We start from the raw sequence: 17,621 nt of genomic DNA on the forward strand, positions 1-17,621 counted from the left end.
AGCGGACGAGGCAGGGACGGTCGACCGTCGCAGCGTCTCAGATTTCGTCGCCGCCGTGGAACAGCGTCAGTTCACCCGCTTCGTAGATGTTGATGAGTTCGTTGACAATCTCGTCGTACTCCTCGTCTTCCTCGCGGAGGCTGTCGAGTCGGCTGACGGTGTCGTCGTCGAGGTGTATTTCGGGCATAGTTGCCACTTCACGGGCCACGGGCATAAGCATCGACCCGCGGGCGCGGCGAGCGGAACACTGTGGCTTGCTTCCGAGACGGTAGTTCCGGCGAGAGGCCGAACTCAGTTCTCAGCGTCGCCGTCTAGCAGTCGCTCGACGTCGCGTTTGGTACTCGCCTGAAGCGTCCGCTTGGCGAGTTTCTCGGCCGACTCCCGGTCGGTTTCGGAGACGTTCGCTTTCACGTCCGGAATCGTGACCGCGCTCATACTCAGTTCGTCGAGACTCAAGCCGACGAGCAGTTCCGTGAGTTCGGGGTCGCCCGCCATCTCCCCGCACATGCCGACCCACGCGTCGGTTCCTTCGGCACCGTCGACAGTCCGCGCGATGGCGCGCAACACCGCCGGATGCTGCGGGTCGTGCAGTTCGGAGACGCGTTCGTTGCCACGCGAGGCGGCCATCACGTACTGGGTGAGGTCGTTCGTCCCGATAGAGAGGAACTCCGCGCGCGCGGCGAACTCGTCGGCCATGAACGCCGCCGACGGCGTCTCTATCATCAGCCCGAACTCGGGAATCTCGTAGTCGACAGCCTCGCTATCGAGGTCGGCAGCCACCGAGTCGAGCGTCTCCCGTGCAGACTCGAACTCCTCGACGGTTGCGACCATCGGAATCATGACCGCGAGGTCACCCGCGCCGTCGGCGGCCGCCCGAAGAAGCGCCCGCAGTTGCGTCTCGAACAGGTCGGCGTCGACGCCGAGCGACCGGCGAATCCCGCGGTCACCCAAGAACGGGTTCTCCTCCTCTGGGAGTTCGAGATACGGAATCGGTTTGTCGCCGCCGACGTCGAGCGTCCGGACGACGACGCGACCCTCCGGGAAGGCGTCGAGCGCTTCGACGTACGTCTCGTACTGCTCCTCCTCGTCGGGCGGTGACTCGCGTTCGAGAAAGAGGAACTCGGTTCGGTAGAGGCCGATGCCGTCGGCACCCTGTTCGGTTGCACCTTCCAGTTCGGCCGGTTGGCCGACGTTCGCCGCTACCTCGATGGGTTTGCCGTCGCTCGTCGCAACCGGGTCGGAGCGGACTTCGGCGCGGTCGGAGTCGGCGGCGGCCGCGCGCGTCTCCTCGGTCGGGTTCAGAGTCACGTCGCCCGTATCGCCGTCGACGACGACGTCGGTTCCCTCCTCGACGGCGAACAGGTCGTCGCCGACACCGACGACTGCGGGGAGTGCGAGCGACCGCGCGAAGATAGCCGCGTGCGACGTTCTCCCACCGGTTGCGGTGACGAATCCCGAGACGATTTCGGGGTCGAGTTGCGCCGTGTCGCTTGGGGTGAGTCGCTCGGCGAAGACGACGCTGCCCTCGGGCAGCGCCGAGAGGTCGGTTCGCTCGCCGCCGACCAAGAGACGGACGAGTCGGTCGCGGATGTCGCGCAAGTCGTCGGCGCGTTCGGCCATCCGTCCCTCCATCGCCTCGAACTGCTCGATTGGGCCGGCGAACCCCTCGCTGACGGCGTGTTCGGCGGAGAGACCCTCCTCTAGTTCGGCGTCGACAGCGCTCTCGATTTCGGGGTCGTCGAGGAACTGGAGATGCGCGTCGAAGACGGCCGCTTCTTCGTCGCCGACGCGTTCTCGGGCCCGTTCGCGTTCGGCCTCCAACTCCTCGCGGGCGGCGTCTCTCGCGTCCTCGAAGCGTTCGCGTTCCGCCTCGGCGTCTACCTCGCTCTGCCTCGGCGGGTCGTCGAGTTCGAGCGCTTCGTCGGGACGATACCAGACGACGGTTCCCACACCCGACAGCGGCGTCACGCCGATGCCGGAAAGCGTTCGTTCGCTCACGGTGGGGTCACTCCTCGTCTCCGTCCGCCTCACTCGTTCCGTCGCCACTCTCGCCGTCTTCGCTAGCTTCTGGTGTCGACAGTATCTCTTCGAGTGCATCGAGCGCCGCTTCGGCGTCGTCGCCCTCCGCGACCAGTCGGACCTCGTCGCCGTGGGCGGCGTTGAGACTCGTCACCGAGAGCATGCTGGCGGCGTTCTTCGGACTGCCGTCGCCACCGATTTTCTCGATAGTTACGTCGGCGTCGTACTCGCCGGCGGTCTGGACGAACTTCGAGGCCGGGCGCGCGTGCAACCCCGCTTCGGGGACGATGGTAACGGTTCGTTCCATCACGCGGTCACCTCCTCGGCTCCCGGTTCTCTCTCGGAGATGGCGGCTGAATCGTCGTACGTATGCGCGCTGGTCTGTGCGGAGCAGGCTGTACCGTCTCGGTCCATACGAGGGTGTACGACCCGCAGTGAAAGTTATCTTTCGTCGGATGCGGTGCCGGATAGCGAGAAACGAGACCTGAGATAATACGCGGTTTCGACGCTCAGAGTCGGCTGATGACGGCGCTCGTCACGTCCTCGGTGGACGCGTCGCCGCCGAGGTCAGGCGTTCGCGGGCCGTCTTCGAGCACAGCTTCGACCGCCGACCGAACGTTTTCGCCGGCTTCGTTCTCGCCGAGATGTTCGAGCAGCATCGCCGCCGAAAACAGCGTCGCCGCCGGGTTGGCGACACCCTCGCCTGCGATGTCGGGGGCGGTGCCGTGGACCGGTTCGAAGAGCGCGCGCTCGGGGCCGACGTTCGCCGACGGCAACAGACCGAGGCCGCCGACGAGTCCCGCCGCGAGGTCCGAGAGCACGTCGCCTGCCAGATTAGGACAGACGACCACGTCGAACCGCGTCGGGTCGAGACAGACGTGCGTGGCGAACGCGTCCATCAACACCTCGTCGGTGTCGACGCCGCGTTCGTTCGCCACGTCGACGACGGCGTCGCGGAACCGGCCGTCCGTCTCGCGCATCACGTTCGCTTTGTGTGCGACGGTGAACTCCTCGCTCCCGTTTTCGTTCGCTTCGACGAACTCGCAGGCGTACTCGGCGAGTCGCCGCGAGGCCGAGTCGGTGACGACTCGGGTGAGCGTCGAGAGGTCGTCGCTGAGGCGGTTCTCGTGACCCGAGTAGACGCCCTCGGTGTTCTCTCTGAGGAATACGAGGTTCGTCTCGGGACGAAGCGCGTCGACGCCCGGGTACGCTTTCGCCGGGCGGACGTTGACGAACGAATCGACCGCCTTTCGCAGCGGTAAGATGACGTCCGCGGCCGTCTCGCCCGCCGCACCGAACAGCGTGGCATCTGCGCTCGCGACGAGGTCGTACGTCTCCTGAGGGAGCGCTTCGCCGGTCTCCGCTTTCACTTGGTCGCCCGCTTCGGCTTCGACGAACTCGAACTCGCCGACTTCGTCGAGAACGCGAACCGCTGCGGGGACGACTTCTTGGCCGATGCCGTCGCCGGGGATGACGACTATCTGCTCAGTCATCTGTCTCCACGTACGGCAGCGACTCGGCCGTCTCCCGGACGGCGTTCTTGTTCGATTTCATGAGTGCAGTCGTGTCCCAGACGCCCTCGACGAGCGCCTTCCGCTGGGCGTCGTCGACCTCGACCTCGACGGTCGTTTCGCCGTAGGTGACCGTCTCGGCTTCGACATCGACGTCGATGTCGCCGTCGGGGTTCTCGTCGACCCACGCCTGCAGCGCTTCGATAGTTTCGGAGTCGGCCGTGACCGTCGGAATCCCGAGTGCGAGACAGTTGCCCGCGAAGATTTCGGCGAACGACTCGCCGACGAGTGCGTCGATTCCCCAGCGCATCAGCGCCTGTGGGGCGTGCTCGCGCGACGACCCACAGCCGAAGTTGGCGTTAACCACGAGGACAGAGGAGTCGCGGAAGCGGTCCTCGTTGAACGAGTGGGCTTTCTCCTCGTCGTCGTCGCCGAATCGCTGGTCGAAAAAGGAAAACTGGCCGAGGCCGTCGAACGTGACAACCTTCATGAAGCGCGCCGGAATTATCTGGTCGGTGTCGATGTCGTTGCCGCGGACGGGCACCCCCGTCCCGGAGATGTGACGGACGGTGTCTGCGGGACCGTCGCTCTCTGCATCTGCGCTCATACGGTCGTCACCTCCGAGAGATTCCGCACGTCGGTGACTTTCCCTTCGATAGCCGCCGCCGCGACCATCTGTGGGTTCATCAGCACGGTTCGGCCGTCTTTGCTCCCTTGTCGGCCGATGAAGTTCCGGTTCGAAGAGGACGCGCAGGCTTCGTCGCCCTCCAGTTGGTCTTCGTTCATGCCGAGACACATCGAACAGCCGGCGTTGCGCCAGTCGAAGCCGGCCTCACGAAAGACGTCGGCGAGTCCCTCCTTCTCGGCTTGCTCTTGCACGCGCTGACTACCGGGGACGACCATCGCGCGAACGTCCGGGTGGACTTCGCGGCCTTCGACGATTTTTGCCGCGCGGCGCAGGTCGGGCAGTCGGGCGTTCGTACACGAACCGAGGAACGCCACGTCGATGTCGTAGCCCTCCATCGTGTCGCCGGGGTCGACGCCCATATGCTTCTGCGACATTCTGGCGGTGTCCTGTTTCTCCTCCGGAAGCTCTTCGGGCGCGGGAATCGGCTGGGTGACGCCGACGCCTTGGCCCGGCGTGGTGCCCCACGTGACGGTTGGTTCGAGTTCGTCGCCGTCGACGACGACCACGTCGTCGTACTCGGCGTCGTCCTCGGAGCGAATCGACTCCCAGTACGGTTTGAGCCTCTCGAACTTCTCGGGGTCGTCCGCGAACTCGTCGGTCTCGGCCAACCACTCGTAGGTGGTCTCGTCGGGGTTGACGTAGCCCGCGCGTGCGCCGCCCTCGATGGACATGTTGCAGATGCTCATCCGACCTTCTATGTCGAGGCTCTCGATGGCCTCGCCGGCGTACTCGTACACGTATCCGACGCCGCCGTCGGTACCCAGACGACGGATGACTTCGAGGATGATGTCCTTGGCTTCGACGCCTTCGGAGAGTTCGCCGGTGACCTCTATCTTCCTGACTTTCTGTTTCTCCATCGCCACACAGCCGGTTGCGAGCACGTCTCGAATCTGGCTGGTGCCGATGCCGAACGCGAGCGAACCGAACGCGCCGTGCGTCGAGGTGTGGCTGTCGCCGCAGACGATGGTCTTGCCGGGTTGGGTGATACCCTGCTCCGGGCCGATGACGTGGACGATGCCCTGATTTCCGGTCGTCGGGTCCGAAAACTCGATACCCGCCTCGCGGACGTTCTCTTCCAGTTCGGCCATCATCTCTTCTGCGGCGTCGTCGCCGTACGGCCGCGACTGGTCCGCCGTGGGGACGATGTGGTCCACCGTCGCGTGCGTCAGTTCGGGGTACGCGACTTCCATGTCGCGTTCGCGCAGCATCCCGAACGCCTGCGGACTCGTCACCTCGTGGATGAGGTGGAGGCCGACGAACAGTTGGGTCTGGCCGGTCGGCAACTCGGCGACGGCGTGGCGGTCCCACACCTTGTCGTACAGCGTGCCCTCACTCATCTACCGGTTCACCCTCGCTGCGTCGCGCGTCGCGTACGATCTGTCGTTCGTTGCCGCCGCGCGCCCACACCTCCGCGACGTCCTCGCCGTGTGGTGGGGTGTGGTCGACGTCGTGCATCGTTTCGCCACGTTCGCGCTCGCGTTGCTCGCGCTCACCACCGGTGGACCTTCGGTCCACCGAGGCTCGCTTCGCTCCGCTCAGCTCACCCCCGTCGGCCATCGCCGGCCCTCGCTGGAACACTTCGCCGAACGTCTCGTGTGTGCTCGGGTTCGTGTGGCTCACGTCGGCCATCGTCTGTTTCTCGTCGGTTCCGTCGGCATTTCGTCGATTTCGCTGGTTTCGGTCAGTCATCTGCAGTCACCCGGGATTTCTCGTCCTCGCCTTCGCTCTCGCTCGATTCCTCCTCCGCCCACGCGAACAGGCCGCGTAGCTCCTCGCCGACTACCTCGATGTCGTGGCTCTTCTCCGCCTCACGGAGTTGCTGATAGCTCGGGCGACCGGCTTGGTTCTCGACGATCCACTCGCGGGCGAACGTGCCGTTTTGGACCTGTTCGAGTACCTCCTCCATCTGCTCGCGGGCGTGGTCGTCGACGATGACGTCGCCGCGGGTCAGTCCGCCAAACTCGGCGGTGTCGGAGACCGAATCCCACATGCCGCCGAGTCCGCCTTCGTACATCAGGTCGACGATGAGTTTCAGTTCGTTCAGACACTCGAAGTACGCCATCTCGGGACTGTACCCCGCGTCGACGAGCGTCTCGTAGCCCGTCTTCACGAGCGAGGTGACGCCGCCGCACAGCACCGCTTGCTCGCCGAAGAGGTCCGTCTCGGTCTCCTCGCGGAACGTCGTCTCGACGACGCCGGCGCGAGTGCAACCGATGGCTTTCGCGTACGCCAGCGCCTCCTCCTTTGCTTCGTCGGTCGTGTTCTGGTACACCGCGACGAGGCCGGGCGTCCCTTGGTCGGCCTGATAGTTGCGGCGGACGAGGTGGCCCGGCGACTTGGGCGCGACCATCGTCACGTCGACGTCTTCTGCGGGCTGAATCTGGTTGTAGTGGATGTTGAAGCCGTGGGCGAACTGCAGCGTGTCGCCGGGTTCGAGTTCGTCTTCGATGGCCTCGTACACCGACGGCTGGACCGTGTCGGGGACGAGTACGGAGACGATGTCGGCGGCGGCGGCCGCTTCGACAGGCGTCGCTACCTCCAACCCGTCGTCTTCGGCGGCGGCGCGCGAGGCCGAGTCCTCGCGCAGGCCGACGACCACGTCGACTCCGCTGTCGGCGAGGTTCTGCGCGTGGGCGTGGCCTTGGCTGCCGTAGCCGAGTACGGCGACTGTCTTTCCGTCGAGATACGTTGCGTCTGCGTCGTCGTCGTAGTAAATCGTCGCGTCGAGTTCGTCTGTCATGGTGTATCAGTTGGGTTCGTCGTCTGCGTCGGTTGCGTCACTGTACGTCGAATCCTTCGGTTCGGTGGAGTGCCCCGGTTCCTCACCGGGCGTCGTCGGCGTGTCGCCGCGGGCGAGCGCCGTCTGTCCCGTCCGAGCTATCTCGATGATGCCGAACTGTCGGAACGCGTCGACGGCGTCGTCTATCTTCTGCTGGTCGCCCGTAATCTGGACCGTGATGGTGCGCGGCCCCGCATCCAACGTCTCGCCCTCGTACATCTGGGTGATGGCGTGGACCTTGTCCGGTTCGTCGCCCCGAACCTTCAGGAGGACCAGTTCGGCGCGCACGGCGTCGTCGTCGAGTTCGCCGACTTGGATGACCGGTTTCAGCTTCCCGAGTTGCTTTTTCACTTGGTCGATGCCGGCGTCGGTCTCTTCGACGACGAGCGTGATTCGCGCGTGGCCGTCGACGGTCGTCTTGCCGACAGTCAGGCTCTCGATGTTGAACTGCCGCCGGGAGAACAGCCCCGAGACGCGGGACAGCACGCCCGGTTCGTGTTCGACCAGCGCCGAGACGACCGCCGTCCGCTGACGCGGTTTGGCTTCCGCCTCCGGGTCGATGCGGACACCGTGGGTGTTTCGACGACCCTCCGGGTGGGGGCGCTCCTCGGGCGCGGGTCCGGGCATACCGGGTCCCTCGAACTCCGGAGCGTCAGTCGATTCTTCGCCGCTCATAATTGGTCCTCCGAGAGCGCGAACTTTCCGTTGGCACCGCCGCTCGAAACCATCGGGTAGACGTTCTCGGCGGGGTCGATGTGGAAGTCGATGACCGAGGGACCGTCGTAGTCGAGTGCATCTTCGATGGCGTCGGCGGCCTCGTCGTAGCTCTCGGCGCTGAAGCCGCGCGCGCCGAACGCCTCGGCGAGTTTGGCGAAGTCCGGACACCAGTCGTAGTCGGCGGCCATCCGCCGACCCTCGAAGAAGGCGTCCTGCCACTGCCGAACCATCCCGATGTACTCGTTGTTCAGAACCGCGACGGTGATGTCGAGGTCCTCGCGAACGGCGACCGAAAGTTCCTGAATCGTCATCAGGAACGAGCCGTCGCCGTCGACACAGACCACGTCCTTGTCGGGGGCCGCGAGTTTCGCGCCTATGGCCGCGGGCAGACCGTAGCCCATCGTGCCGAGGCCGTGCGAGGAGACCCACGTGCGCGGGTTGGTGAACGTCCAGAACTGTGCGGCCCACATCTGGTGTTGGCCGACGCCGGTGGTGACGATGGCGTCGTCGGGCGTCGCTTCGTCCAGCGCCTCGACGACGAACTGCGGTTTCAGCGGTTCGTTCTCGGGCGTCGCGTAGGCCAGCGGATACTCCTCTTTCCACGTCGTACACTGCTGTCGCCACTCGCGGGCGTCGGGCGCGTCGTCGACTGCCTCCGTCAACTGGTCGAGGGCCGCTTTCGCGTCGCCGACGACGGGGTAGTCCGCGTGGACGTTCTTCGAGATTTCGGCCTCGTCGACGTCGACGTGGACGACTTCGGCCTCTGGTGCAAAGGTGTCGACGCCGCCGGTGAGTCGGTCGTCGAACCGACAGCCGACGGCGACGAGCAGGTCGCAGTGCGTGACCGCCATGTTCGCGTAGCCGGTGCCGTGCATCCCTGCCCACGACAGACAGAGTTCGTGGTCTTCGGGCATCGACCCGATGGCGGGCATCGTCGTCACGACAGGAATCCCGTTGTCGATGGCGAACGTGCGGGCTTCCTCCGTTGCATTCGCCTTGACGACGCCGCCGCCGAACAGCAGCAACGGTTTCTCCGCGCGTTCGATAGCCCGGGCGGCCGCGTCGACGGACTCCTCGTCGGCTTCCGTCGGTGGCGTCGTCGTCTCCGGCGGTCTCGCGGGGCCGGGTTCGCGGTCGGTTTCGGCCATCGTGGTGTCTTTCGGCAGGTCGACGAGCGTCGGCCCCGGCCGACCTTCGGCGGCCAACGCGAACGCCTCACCGACGGTGTCGCCGACGGTGTCTGCGTCGCTCGCGAAGTAGTTGTGTTTCGTGATTGGCGCGGTGACGCCGGTGGTGTCGGTCTCCTGAAACGCGTCTGAGCCGACCATCGTCGACGGGACTTGCCCGGTCAACGCGAGCATCGCGTCCGAATCCATGTCGGCGTCGGCGATGCCGGTAACGAGGTTCGTCGCCCCCGGACCCGAGGTGGCGAGACAGACGCCGGGTTCGCCGCGGACGACGCCGTACGCGTCGGCGGCGTGCGCCGCGCCCTGCTCGTGCGCCATCGTCACGTGGTGGATATCCGAGTCGTACAGCGCGTCGTAGATGGGCATGATTGCCCCGCCCTGCACGCCGAAGGCGGCTTCGACGCCGGCGTTTTCGAGTGCGCGGACGACCGACGCCGCGCCGGTCGTGACCGGTGTCTGCGTCGGTTCGCTCGCGTCGGTCGTCGTCTCGGCGTCTGCCGCCTCGTCGGCTGTCGGCGCTGGCTGTTGTTCGCTCATGCTGTGCCTCCTCTCTGTGTTCGGTGGTGTGTGGGTGGTCGATACGGTCGCATCGGTTGTCTGCGTGTGGCTTGGTGTCGACGAGTGTGCGAACTGGTTGCACGGCTCGTGCTCGAAAACGGTGCGAAACGGGGTCGGAAGAGGGGGTGGTGAGGGGCTAGGCGGCCCCTACAATAATGAGCGACTCGACGACAGCCTCGCCGCGGAGCGACGGCTCGGGGGCCGTCGCGGACGTGCGGCGTGTGGTCGGCTGTCGCATCTCGTTCGCCTCCTATCACTGGTGGGTAAAAACCCTTTCGTGCCGTGCAAACGTTGCCCGAGCGAGTCGGACTCACACGGGGTGGTGTGGAGGCAACAGACTGGGGGGATGCTCGTGCCCCGGTCTGTCGCCCGTGAAGCGGTGCTCCGGCCTTCTGGCCCCTTCGAACGCGGCTTCTCGCCGGGTGGTACACCCGTGGCTCCGTGGAGCCTGCGACGCCGCGGCGGGCCATCAGGCGCTGACCTCCTCCGGTTCCTCGATACCCGCGTCGCGGGCGAACTGTTCTAAGACGCTCATCGTGACGCGGCCGCCGTCCGCGCCGTAGTCTTTGACGCGGCGGGTGACCCGCTTCACTTCGGCGTCCGTCGGCGAGTAGCCCGCGTCCTCCAGTCGTTTCCGGACCGAGTGCGCGCCGGTGTGTTTGCCCAACACGAACTCGCGTTTCGCGCCGACCATCTCCGGCGTCATCACGCCGGGTTCGAAGGTGTCGGCGTTCTCGATAACGCCCGCTGCGTGGATGCCACTCTCGTGCGAGAAGGCGTTCCGGCCGACGACCGATTTGTTCGCGGGAGTCGGGATATCCGACTTCTCCTCGACCATGCGGGAGAGTTCGGTGATTTTCGTCGTGTCGACGCCGGTGTCGACGCCGTAGACGCTCTCGGCTGCCATCACGACTTCCTCGAAGGCGGCGTTGCCGGCGCGTTCGCCGATGCCGTTGACCGACACCTGCGCCTGCGCCGCGCCCGCCTCGAACCCCGCCAGCGCGTTGGCGGCGGCGAGGCCGAAGTCGTCGTGGGTGTGGACGTCGATGCGCGCGTCGGTGTGCTCTCGAATCGACCTGATGAGGTCGCCAAAGCGCGTCGGCGTCGCCACCCCGCACGTATCGGGGACGTTTATCCAGTCGACGTCCGCCTCGGTGACGGCCTCGATTATCTCGTAGAGGAACGCCTCGTCGGTCCGGGTGGCGTCCATCGGCGAGAACATCACGTCGACGCCCGCGTCTTTCACTCGTTCGACCGATGCGACCGCTCGTTCGACCGCCTCCTCGCGGGAAGCGTGCATCGAGTCCTGTAGCTGTACGTCACTGGTGCTGACGAACACGTGAACCATGTCGACACCGGCGTCCAGTGCGGCTTCCACGTCGCCGTCGACGACGCGGGCCAGACCACACGTGGTGGTCTCGGTCGCCGCGGCGATGTCGCGGACCGCCTCGAACTCCGCGTCGGAGTTGACGGGGAAACCAGCCTCGACGACGTGGGTGCCCATCGCGTCCAGAATCGACGCGATTTCTCGTTTGTCGTCGTAGCTGAACGACGTGCGCGGCGATTGCTCGCCGTCACGCAGTGTGGTGTCGAATACGCGTACCGTCTCGATTTCAGATTCGCAGTTCAGTGTGCCGTCGAAGAACTCGACCCGCCGGGGTAGCCGACGTGTCCTCCGTGTCGTTGTGAGACATCGTGTGCCGTGCTCGGGGGCACCACACATATAAATCTATCTCTCAGACAGATTCACGGTGAAACGAGGACGACATCAACGTTCGTGAAAGACTCGCGAATCGCACGAGGGCAACGACCTTTCACTCGTCACAATCCCTTATATTGCATAATATCACTGGAGGTCGGTGGCCGGGTGCGACTGGGGAAAACGGCGGCGAAACGGGGGTGGTTCACCGTGTCACCGAGTCGCGCGCGAACTGTCACGAAGAGTGACGGGAAACTAAACGTTCGTTCGGACAGGTGGCTTCAGCGCCAATCGATGTGACCGAACGGTCACGACGCGGCGGCGTCGGCGGCTTGGGCGAACAGCGTACGAGGTGCGACAGGCGAGTGAACGAAAGCGAAAACAGAGGCTTCGAAACGCGGCCAGAAGGCGAGGATTTTTGATACCCTCGCGCAAGTGCCGCGTATGAGCGAGTTCGACCTCGACCTCCGAACTGCGGAATCCCACATCGAAAAGGGCGAGATTCGCGGCGACGTCGTCCTCGGCGTCCTCGACGGGTCGACGGAACCCGACGAGTGGGTCCGAAACATCACCGAAGGAAACGTACTGGTACTGTCGGTACACGGCGACTTGAACAAACTCGCCGCCGGGTTCGCCCGCGAGGTCAAGGATATGGGCGGGCAGTTGATGCACTTCCGGAAGTTCCTCGTCGTCACGCCGCCGGGCGTCGACATCGACACCGACCGACTCCGATAGCTGACGGGAGACGGAGCGACACTCGCCGACGTTCACTCGAAGCGCCGCGTCTCGACACCGCAGTCCGCACACGAGAGTACGTACACGGTCCGTCCGTGGTCTTCGACAGTCTCGTACGTTCGGTCGGTGTCCTCGCCGCAGGCTGGACACTCCTCTTCGATGACCGCGCTGTCGGCGTCTTTCGGCGCGCCGACGGCGACGAATCGACAGGGTTCGTCCCCCGCGGCGACGGCGCGGTTCGGCGCGTCGCGCGGGACGAAAAAGGCCTCGTCGACTTCCACCAGAAACTCGCCGTCGGGCGTCTCGACGCGCAGTTGCCCCGAGAGGACGTAGAACAGTTCCTCGTGGTCGGGATGGCGGTGGTAGCCCCACGGCACCTGCTCGCCGGGGTCGGCGGTGAACACGTTGAACCCGAACTCGCTCGCGCCGACGGCCTCGTCTATCTCCTTCTTCTCGCGCGTGGGGTTCGGCGTGTTCGCCACCGACTCCACGGTCACCTTGCGGTACTCGGGCATGGACTGCTGTTTTGCGTCTCTCCGCTTTAGGTTTCGGGACCGCGGCAGAACGAGTTACTCGCCGCCCGCGTCGACGAACGTCAGTACGTGTCCGTCGGGGTCGCGCACTCGGCGCTCGTCACCGTCCGCCGGAAGAGACTCACAAGAGAACTCCGAGAACGTCTCGGCAGCGTCGTCGGAGTCGTCGACAGCGAGTCCGAGTTCGACGTGGACGCCGCCGCGGGCGTCTGCTAAACCCAATTGGGGCTCCCAGAGTTCGAGGTCGAACGGGCGATGACGTGCATCTTCGTGGGCTTCAGCGGGGCCGCGGAGCCGAACCCGCCGTCGCTCGTCGCCGCGATCGACCACCTCGAAGCCGAGTGCCGTGTACCGTTTCTCCGCCGCATCGAGGTCGGTCACTTCGAGGACCACCTCGAAGATGCCCGTGAGCGCAGGTGCGGTGTCTTGGTGGTGTTCTTGGTCGTCCTGCTCGTCGGAGTCGTCTCGTTCCGACGCTTCGTGTTCGGTGCCGCCGACTTCGACGCAGTGGTCGTCGGGGTCGTCGACGTACAACGACCGATAGGAGCCGAACTGCACTTCCTCGGGATTCAACTCGTCGAGATGCGCCAACCACTCGTCGTACTCGTCGTTCGGTGCCGAGAAGGCGAAGTGGGTGTGCAGGCCCCCACGAGGGACGCCGGTCGGCCGCCGAATCCGGAGTTCGACGGGGCCGACGGGATAGACGACCAGCGTGTCGTCGCCGCCGTCGTCGGGACGGAGACCGAGACGGTCGCCGTAGAACGTCCGCGCTCGGTCGAGATACTTCACTTCGAGGCCGAGATGTGCGAGGCCGACCAGCATACGAACTCGTACGCCCGTCGGTGTCAAGAGCGCGTCGGCGCTGGAGAGGCGAGAGAAAGTGAAGCAGGAGAAGAAGAGAAGAGAGAAAACCGAAGAAGGTGGTGACCGGTGACGACTGTCGGAACTGACGGCTCAGGCGTCGTCTTCGGGTTCGAGTTCGTCGACGAGGTAGGTGAACAACGCGTCTCGGAGTTCGTCGGGCGCGTCGTCTTCGTCGAGGGTCACCCAGCGGACCCGCGCGCCCTGTAGTGCCGAGAACACGAGCGTCGCCACGGCGTCGGGGTCGACCTCGCGGAACGTCCCCTGTTCGACGCCGTCGGCGACGATGTCGACGAACAGGTCGTGGATGGCCGCGTCGTTCGTCGTCAACTGCTCGCGGAACGCCTCATTGTAGGGTGCCTGCGCGCGGAGTTCGAGCAGCGTCGTCTGAAACGCCTTGTGTGCCTCGCGGTCCGGCCCGAACAGCAGCATATCGACGAGCGTCGTCAAGCGCTCCAACGGGTCCGACTCCTCGTCGAGCGCCAGTCGCTCGTCGAGTTGTCCCAGCATGTAATCTAAGAGCGCGACGAGCAGTTCGTCCTTTGTGTCGTAGTGGTAATGTAGAAGCGACTTGCTCTTGTCGAACTCGTCGGCGATTTTCTGCATCGTCAACCCGGCGTAGCCGTGTTTCGTCAACGCGGTGAACGTCGCCTCCATGATGGCGTCGCGGGTCGGTTGGTCCGTCGTCGTCTCCTCTGTGTCACCCATCGGTCGATTGGAGTCGTCGAACGCGTCGCTTATAGCTTCTGTCTCTGCGGCCCGGTCAGGTCGGGGAGAATCCGGTCGGGTCGGAGAGAATCCCGTCGAATCGGGTCGAATACCGTCGAGTCAGCCGCGGGCCTCGGGGTCGACCGGTTCCGCACACCACGGGCAGAACTCCATGTCGGTCTCGACGTCTTTTCTGCAGTTCGGGCACGTCCACGTCTCCTCCTCGGCGGGTTCGCCTTCGTTCGCAGCGGCCGCGTCTTCGGCACGGAGCGTCCGAATCCCGACGAGAACGGCGTCGACCGCGCTGGCGACGATGACGAACGAGACCAGCAGCAGTTCTTCGAGAACGACGGGCGAACTCGGTGGTTGTTCGGCGACGAACGGGAACCCGCCCGCGGCCGTCGCTTCGAGAAACGCCAGCGTCTCCGGAGAGAAGAACAGTTCGCCGACAACGATGACGAGCGCCATCCACGCGATGGCACGCCGCCACCGTCCCAGAAACAGGTGGCCGAGACCGGCGATGAAGACGCCGAGGATGCCGGCGACGAACGGTTTCAGTCGTCGGAGACTGACCATAGTTGGGAGGAATCAACAGGCGAACTTGAACGTTCTGTTCGGCGGAACGGACAGTTCGACTCGGACGCACCGAGATGGAACCGCACGACACCAACTAAGACGCCGTCACGGACTCGGAGCGTCATTTATCCGTCTTCCGCCCTAACGTGAGCGCATGCCGATGAAAGGTGGCGACGAGGAACTCCGCGAGATTGACCGGTGGGACCACGGCGTCGGCTGGCTGGCCCACCCCGACGAGGAGATGCAGCGAGCGAGTCACGCGCTGGAACTCGACGGCGACGTTTGGGTCGTCGACCCTGTCGACGCCGACGGCGTCGACGACCTACTCGCCGAGTTTGGCGACGTCGTCGGCGTCGTCGTCGGCCTCGACCGTCACAAACGCGACGCCGCAGCGCTCGCGCGACGACACGATGCCACGGTGTACGTCCCCGACTGGATGACCGGCGTCGCAAAGAAACTCAACGCCGACGTGGAGCGGTTCGGGCGCGAACTCGGGGATACTGGGGTCCGAGCGCTCACCATCCGGGACTCGACAGTGCCGCCGTGGCAGGAAGTCGGCCTCTACGACGAGAACCGCGGCACACTGGTCGTTCCCGAGGCAGTCGGGACGGCCGCGTACTTCCTCGCCGACGATGAACGACTCGGCGTCCACCCGATGATTCGTCTGTTCCCGCCGACACGCGCGCTGTCGGGTCTCGAACCCGAACGGATTCTCGTCGGCCACGGGGAGGGTGTCCACGAGAACGCCAGCGAAGCGCTCGCAGACGCGCTGGAGCACTCACGGAAGCGGACGCCGTCGCTGTACGGCAAGACGCTGAAGATGATGGTCTCGGGGTAGTTCGGCGCAAGTCGACCCCCCGATTCACGCCGAGTCAACGAGGTTATATCACCGCACCCGGAACGCCCGCGCGTGGTCTACGTAACCCGCGGATTGGTCGACGTGCTCTTGGACCTCGCCGAGGACGCCGAACCCGAACGGACGAACGTCGTGCTGTCGACGACGCCCGCCGGGGAGTTCGACGCGGACCTCGACATCGGGGCCGAGACGCCGGTGTTGACACATTTCTACCTCCCTGACGCCGGACGCGCGGTCAACGCCATCTTCGGCGTCGACTTAGCGACGCCCGCCGGCCGGGGCCGAGCACGCTTCGTCAGCCATCCGCAGGGAAAACTCGAAGTGACGAAACGCGACGACCTCGCGGGCGTCGTCCTCGTCGCCATCCCGCCGTGGGAAGACCGTTCGCTCGCGGCGTTCGACCGGGCGGGAACACGGCTCGAACTGACGATTCTCGACGCCGAACCGCCTCAAGAGTCGTTCACGTGAGACCGGGACAGTGGCCGGGTGTCGGTTGTCCCGTCGCCTCGTCGTCTCTTACTTCAGGTAACCGAGGTCGGTCAACTGGTCGGCTATCTCTTCGAACTCCGCTTCGGTGAGTTGGCCTTGTCGCTGGTGTTGGATGACGATGCTCCGAAGCAGGAAGCGAACGAGGTCACTCGTGCTGGAGAAACTCGTCCCTTCGATGGTGTCGTCGACGCGTTCGGCGAGTTCCTTCGGGATGGAGACGGTCGTGTACTCCGTCATACCACTCACGAGGAACGGCGCTCGGATAAAGACGCTGACTGGCGGGAGCTGTCTCGTCGCCGTGGGGGTTTTGTCCTTCGAGTCCCAACACCGGTTCATGGCAGCGCGGCCCCCACAGCGCGATAACTCCGAACCCGACCAAATCGAGTTCGGCATCGCCGCTCTCGACGCGCGACTGTCGGACGCCGGGGTACAGTTCCCGGCGACGAGCGACGAACTCGTCGCCGAGATACACGCCACCGAGATTCCGTGTGACGCCTCGGGGAGCACCTTGGACCTCTCGGAGGCGCTGGACCGCATTCACCAAGAGCGGTTCGAGAACAAAACGGAGTTGCTCGACAAACTTCACCCTGTCTTCGAGGAGGAACGAGCGGCCGTCAGCAAGAGCGTGTTCGGCCGCCTCCGCGCACTGATACCGTTCTAATCGGGCAGTCTCGTCTCTTCTCTCGCTCGCTGACGGAGAGCGAGACGACCGTACGGTCCGCAGTGGACGAACGGCGGCCGACTACTGCTTCTGTCTCGGTTTCCGTTTCGGTGCCGACCCCTCGGTTCGTTCGTCGAGGTCCTCGATTCGCCGCAGTTGCTCGCGGTGGAACGTGAGAATCATATCCGCCAACACGCCGAAGATGAGCAGTTGGACGCCGAAGAGGATGCCCGCGGCCGCGCCGAGGGCGATGACTTCGTGGGAGACCCGCGGCGGGACGAACCACTCGTAGGCGACGTAGAACGCCATGAGAACACCGGTGAGCGTCGAGAGCGTGCCGACGCTGCCGAAGTAAAAGAGGGGATTGTTCGTCTTTGCACGGCGATACAGTTCGAGGAAGATGATGCTGCCGTCGCGGAACGGACGGAGGTTCGTGTCCGACCCGTCCGGGCGAGGGTGGTAGGTGACGGGGACGACGGTCGTCGGAATCTTTCGCTTCGCGCACTCGACGGACATCTCCGTCTCGATGCCGAACCCGTCGGAGGTGAGGTCGAGTCGCTCGAACGACTCGCGGGTGAACGCGCGGTGGCCGCTGAGGATGTCCGCGAAGTTCTCGCCGTGGATGTACGCGAACGCGTTGTTGACGATTCGGTTTCCGACCTTGTTCAGCCCCGTCATCGCGCCCGAGCGCATGTCGGCAAAGCGGTTGCCGACGACGTGTTCGTAGCCGTGGTCCAGCGGTTCGAGCATCGTGCCCGCGTCGCTCGGCGGGTTGGTGCCGTCGCCGTCGGCCATCAACACGTACGGCGCGTCGATGTACTCCATCGCCTCGCGGATGGCTTGTCCCTTGCCGGTCTCCGACTGCGTTTCGACGCGTGCGCCGTGCTGCCGGGCGATATCGCGCGTTCCGTCGGTCGAGTGACCGTCGATGACCAGAATGTCGGAAAAGCCCTGCGCGCGATAGCCGTCGACGACCTCGCCGATAGTCTCGGCCTCGTCGTACGTGGGGAGGAGCACACAGACGTCGGCGCGGTCCATTTCGAG

General features: G+C 65.1%; 20 protein-coding genes and 1 pseudogene. 4 read left to right on the forward strand and 17 right to left on the reverse strand.

The annotated features are described in order from the left end of the window. Positions 1-37 precede the first annotated feature (37 nt). The 11 genes from AUR64_RS20930 to AUR64_RS10165 form a co-directional block, all read right to left on the reverse strand. Positions 38-187, reverse strand: a complete 150-nt coding sequence (locus tag AUR64_RS20930; RefSeq protein WP_169794665.1) for a DUF7557 family protein — start codon at positions 185-187, stop codon at positions 38-40. Positions 188-291: 104 nt separating this feature from the next. Beyond that, the gene (ptsP, locus tag AUR64_RS10120; RefSeq protein ID WP_058581778.1) at positions 292-1,998 is read right to left on the reverse strand and encodes a phosphoenolpyruvate--protein phosphotransferase; all 1,707 of its coding nucleotides are present in this window, start codon (positions 1,996-1,998) and stop codon (positions 292-294) included. Between the two features lie 7 nt (positions 1,999-2,005). Next, positions 2,006-2,326, reverse strand: a complete 321-nt coding sequence (ptsH1, locus tag AUR64_RS10125; RefSeq protein ID WP_058581779.1) for a phosphocarrier protein HPr — start codon at positions 2,324-2,326, stop codon at positions 2,006-2,008. A 202-nt stretch (positions 2,327-2,528) separates the two neighbouring features. Next, positions 2,529-3,512, reverse strand: a complete 984-nt coding sequence (gene leuB, locus AUR64_RS10130; RefSeq protein WP_058581780.1) for a 3-isopropylmalate dehydrogenase — start codon at positions 3,510-3,512, stop codon at positions 2,529-2,531. Next, positions 3,505-4,137 carry a 3-isopropylmalate dehydratase small subunit gene (gene leuD / locus AUR64_RS10135; RefSeq protein WP_058581781.1) on the reverse strand — a complete coding sequence of 211 codons (633 nt, stop codon included), beginning with the start codon at positions 4,135-4,137 and terminating at the stop codon, positions 3,505-3,507. Before leuD ends, leuB begins: the two co-directional genes overlap by 8 nt. Beyond that, a complete protein-coding gene (gene leuC / locus AUR64_RS10140) occupies positions 4,134-5,555 on the reverse strand; it encodes a 3-isopropylmalate dehydratase large subunit (protein WP_058581782.1) in 1,422 nt (473 codons plus the stop codon). The genes leuD and leuC overlap by 4 nt, the downstream gene beginning before the upstream one ends. Then, positions 5,548-5,907, reverse strand: a complete 360-nt coding sequence (locus AUR64_RS10145; RefSeq protein ID WP_071391247.1) for a hypothetical protein — start codon at positions 5,905-5,907, stop codon at positions 5,548-5,550. Before AUR64_RS10145 ends, leuC begins: the two co-directional genes overlap by 8 nt. Further along, positions 5,900-6,958 carry a ketol-acid reductoisomerase gene (gene ilvC / locus AUR64_RS10150; protein WP_058581783.1) on the reverse strand — a complete coding sequence of 353 codons (1,059 nt, stop codon included), beginning with the start codon at positions 6,956-6,958 and terminating at the stop codon, positions 5,900-5,902. Before ilvC ends, AUR64_RS10145 begins: the two co-directional genes overlap by 8 nt. A gap of 6 nt (positions 6,959-6,964) precedes the next feature. Further along, positions 6,965-7,672 carry an acetolactate synthase small subunit gene (gene ilvN / locus AUR64_RS10155; RefSeq protein ID WP_058581784.1) on the reverse strand — a complete coding sequence of 236 codons (708 nt, stop codon included), beginning with the start codon at positions 7,670-7,672 and terminating at the stop codon, positions 6,965-6,967. Then, positions 7,669-9,438 carry a biosynthetic-type acetolactate synthase large subunit gene (gene ilvB / locus AUR64_RS10160; protein WP_058581785.1) on the reverse strand — a complete coding sequence of 590 codons (1,770 nt, stop codon included), beginning with the start codon at positions 9,436-9,438 and terminating at the stop codon, positions 7,669-7,671. Before ilvB ends, ilvN begins: the two co-directional genes overlap by 4 nt. Positions 9,439-9,928: 490 nt before the next feature. Further along, on the reverse strand, positions 9,929-11,182 hold the full coding sequence (locus tag AUR64_RS10165) for a LeuA family protein (protein ID WP_058581786.1): 1,254 nt from the start codon (positions 11,180-11,182) through the stop codon (positions 9,929-9,931). A gap of 420 nt (positions 11,183-11,602) precedes the next feature. Between AUR64_RS10165 and AUR64_RS10170 the strand changes: the two genes are divergently transcribed. Beyond that, complete coding sequence (locus AUR64_RS10170) at positions 11,603-11,893, forward strand: DUF5779 family protein (RefSeq protein WP_058581787.1); 291 nt, start codon at positions 11,603-11,605, stop codon at positions 11,891-11,893. A gap of 32 nt (positions 11,894-11,925) precedes the next feature. On the opposite strand, the gene AUR64_RS10175 is transcribed toward AUR64_RS10170, so the two are convergent. The 4 genes from AUR64_RS10175 to AUR64_RS10190 all read right to left on the reverse strand — a co-directional run bounded on the left by AUR64_RS10175 (position 11,926) and on the right by AUR64_RS10190 (position 14,571). Beyond that, a complete protein-coding gene (locus AUR64_RS10175; RefSeq protein WP_058581788.1) occupies positions 11,926-12,408 on the reverse strand; it encodes a cupin domain-containing protein in 483 nt (160 codons plus the stop codon). Positions 12,409-12,462: 54 nt separating this feature from the next. Beyond that, positions 12,463-13,248: a VOC family protein gene (locus AUR64_RS10180; protein WP_058581789.1), complete on the reverse strand. Its 786-nt coding sequence runs from the start codon at positions 13,246-13,248 to the stop codon at positions 12,463-12,465. Between the two features lie 132 nt (positions 13,249-13,380). After that, entirely contained in the window at positions 13,381-13,995 is a 615-nt protein-coding gene (locus AUR64_RS10185; RefSeq protein ID WP_058581790.1) for a TetR/AcrR family transcriptional regulator, read from the reverse strand. A 120-nt stretch (positions 13,996-14,115) separates the two neighbouring features. Next, entirely contained in the window at positions 14,116-14,571 is a 456-nt protein-coding gene (locus AUR64_RS10190) for a zinc ribbon domain-containing protein (RefSeq protein WP_058581791.1), read from the reverse strand. A 154-nt stretch (positions 14,572-14,725) separates the two neighbouring features. On the opposite strand from AUR64_RS10190, the gene AUR64_RS10195 reads away from it, so the two are divergent. Both AUR64_RS10195 and AUR64_RS10200 read left to right on the forward strand, forming a co-directional pair. Beyond that, positions 14,726-15,409: a hypothetical protein gene (locus AUR64_RS10195; RefSeq protein ID WP_205628390.1), complete on the forward strand. Its 684-nt coding sequence runs from the start codon at positions 14,726-14,728 to the stop codon at positions 15,407-15,409. A gap of 69 nt (positions 15,410-15,478) precedes the next feature. Next, a pseudogene (locus AUR64_RS10200) lies at positions 15,479-15,895 on the forward strand (hypothetical protein); the annotation flags it as partial. A gap of 48 nt (positions 15,896-15,943) precedes the next feature. Here the strand turns inward: AUR64_RS10200 and AUR64_RS10205 are convergent. Further along, entirely contained in the window at positions 15,944-16,153 is a 210-nt protein-coding gene (locus tag AUR64_RS10205) for a ribbon-helix-helix domain-containing protein (protein ID WP_058581891.1), read from the reverse strand. 97 nt (positions 16,154-16,250) lie between these two features. Between AUR64_RS10205 and AUR64_RS10210 the strand changes: the two genes are divergently transcribed. After that, entirely contained in the window at positions 16,251-16,577 is a 327-nt protein-coding gene (locus AUR64_RS10210; protein ID WP_058581794.1) for a hypothetical protein, read from the forward strand. 81 nt (positions 16,578-16,658) lie between these two features. Here the strand turns inward: AUR64_RS10210 and aglJ are convergent, their stop codons facing one another. Then, positions 16,659-17,615, reverse strand: a complete 957-nt coding sequence (aglJ, locus tag AUR64_RS10215) for an S-layer glycoprotein N-glycosyltransferase AglJ (RefSeq protein WP_058581795.1) — start codon at positions 17,613-17,615, stop codon at positions 16,659-16,661. Between the last annotated feature and the right edge of the window lie 6 nt (positions 17,616-17,621).

The organism is Haloprofundus marisrubri, assembly GCF_001469955.1.
GTDB lineage: Archaea > Halobacteriota > Halobacteria > Halobacteriales > Haloferacaceae > Haloprofundus > Haloprofundus marisrubri.

Bases quoted from the DNA above. Each gene is read 5' to 3' on its own strand.
- AUR64_RS10210 (WP_058581794.1), top strand. From the start codon at position 16,251: ATGGCAGCGCGGCCCCCACAGCGCGATAACTCCGAACCCGACCAAATC.
- AUR64_RS10195 (WP_205628390.1), top strand. From the start codon at position 14,726: ATGCCGATGAAAGGTGGCGACGAGGAACTCCGCGAGATTGACCGGTGG.
- AUR64_RS10190 (WP_058581791.1), bottom strand. From the start codon at position 14,571: ATGGTCAGTCTCCGACGACTGAAACCGTTCGTCGCCGGCATCCTCGGC.
- AUR64_RS10180 (WP_058581789.1), bottom strand. From the start codon at position 13,248: ATGCTGGTCGGCCTCGCACATCTCGGCCTCGAAGTGAAGTATCTCGAC.
- ilvN (WP_058581784.1), bottom strand. From the start codon at position 7,672: ATGAGCGGCGAAGAATCGACTGACGCTCCGGAGTTCGAGGGACCCGGT.
- ilvB (WP_058581785.1), bottom strand. From the start codon at position 9,438: ATGAGCGAACAACAGCCAGCGCCGACAGCCGACGAGGCGGCAGACGCC.
- ilvC (WP_058581783.1), bottom strand. From the start codon at position 6,958: ATGACAGACGAACTCGACGCGACGATTTACTACGACGACGACGCAGAC.
- AUR64_RS20930 (WP_169794665.1), bottom strand. From the start codon at position 187: ATGCCCGAAATACACCTCGACGACGACACCGTCAGCCGACTCGACAGC.
- AUR64_RS10170 (WP_058581787.1), top strand. From the start codon at position 11,603: ATGAGCGAGTTCGACCTCGACCTCCGAACTGCGGAATCCCACATCGAA.
- leuB (WP_058581780.1), bottom strand. From the start codon at position 3,512: ATGACTGAGCAGATAGTCGTCATCCCCGGCGACGGCATCGGCCAAGAA.
- aglJ (WP_058581795.1), bottom strand. From the start codon at position 17,615: ATGGACCGCGCCGACGTCTGTGTGCTCCTCCCCACGTACGACGAGGCC.
- ptsH1 (WP_058581779.1), bottom strand. From the start codon at position 2,326: ATGGAACGAACCGTTACCATCGTCCCCGAAGCGGGGTTGCACGCGCGC.
- leuC (WP_058581782.1), bottom strand. From the start codon at position 5,555: ATGAGTGAGGGCACGCTGTACGACAAGGTGTGGGACCGCCACGCCGTC.
- AUR64_RS10175 (WP_058581788.1), bottom strand. From the start codon at position 12,408: ATGCCCGAGTACCGCAAGGTGACCGTGGAGTCGGTGGCGAACACGCCG.
- leuD (WP_058581781.1), bottom strand. From the start codon at position 4,137: ATGAGCGCAGATGCAGAGAGCGACGGTCCCGCAGACACCGTCCGTCAC.
- AUR64_RS10205 (WP_058581891.1), bottom strand. From the start codon at position 16,153: ATGACGGAGTACACGACCGTCTCCATCCCGAAGGAACTCGCCGAACGC.
- AUR64_RS10165 (WP_058581786.1), bottom strand. From the start codon at position 11,182: ATGTGTGGTGCCCCCGAGCACGGCACACGATGTCTCACAACGACACGG.
- AUR64_RS10145 (WP_071391247.1), bottom strand. From the start codon at position 5,907: ATGACTGACCGAAACCAGCGAAATCGACGAAATGCCGACGGAACCGAC.
- AUR64_RS10185 (WP_058581790.1), bottom strand. From the start codon at position 13,995: ATGGGTGACACAGAGGAGACGACGACGGACCAACCGACCCGCGACGCC.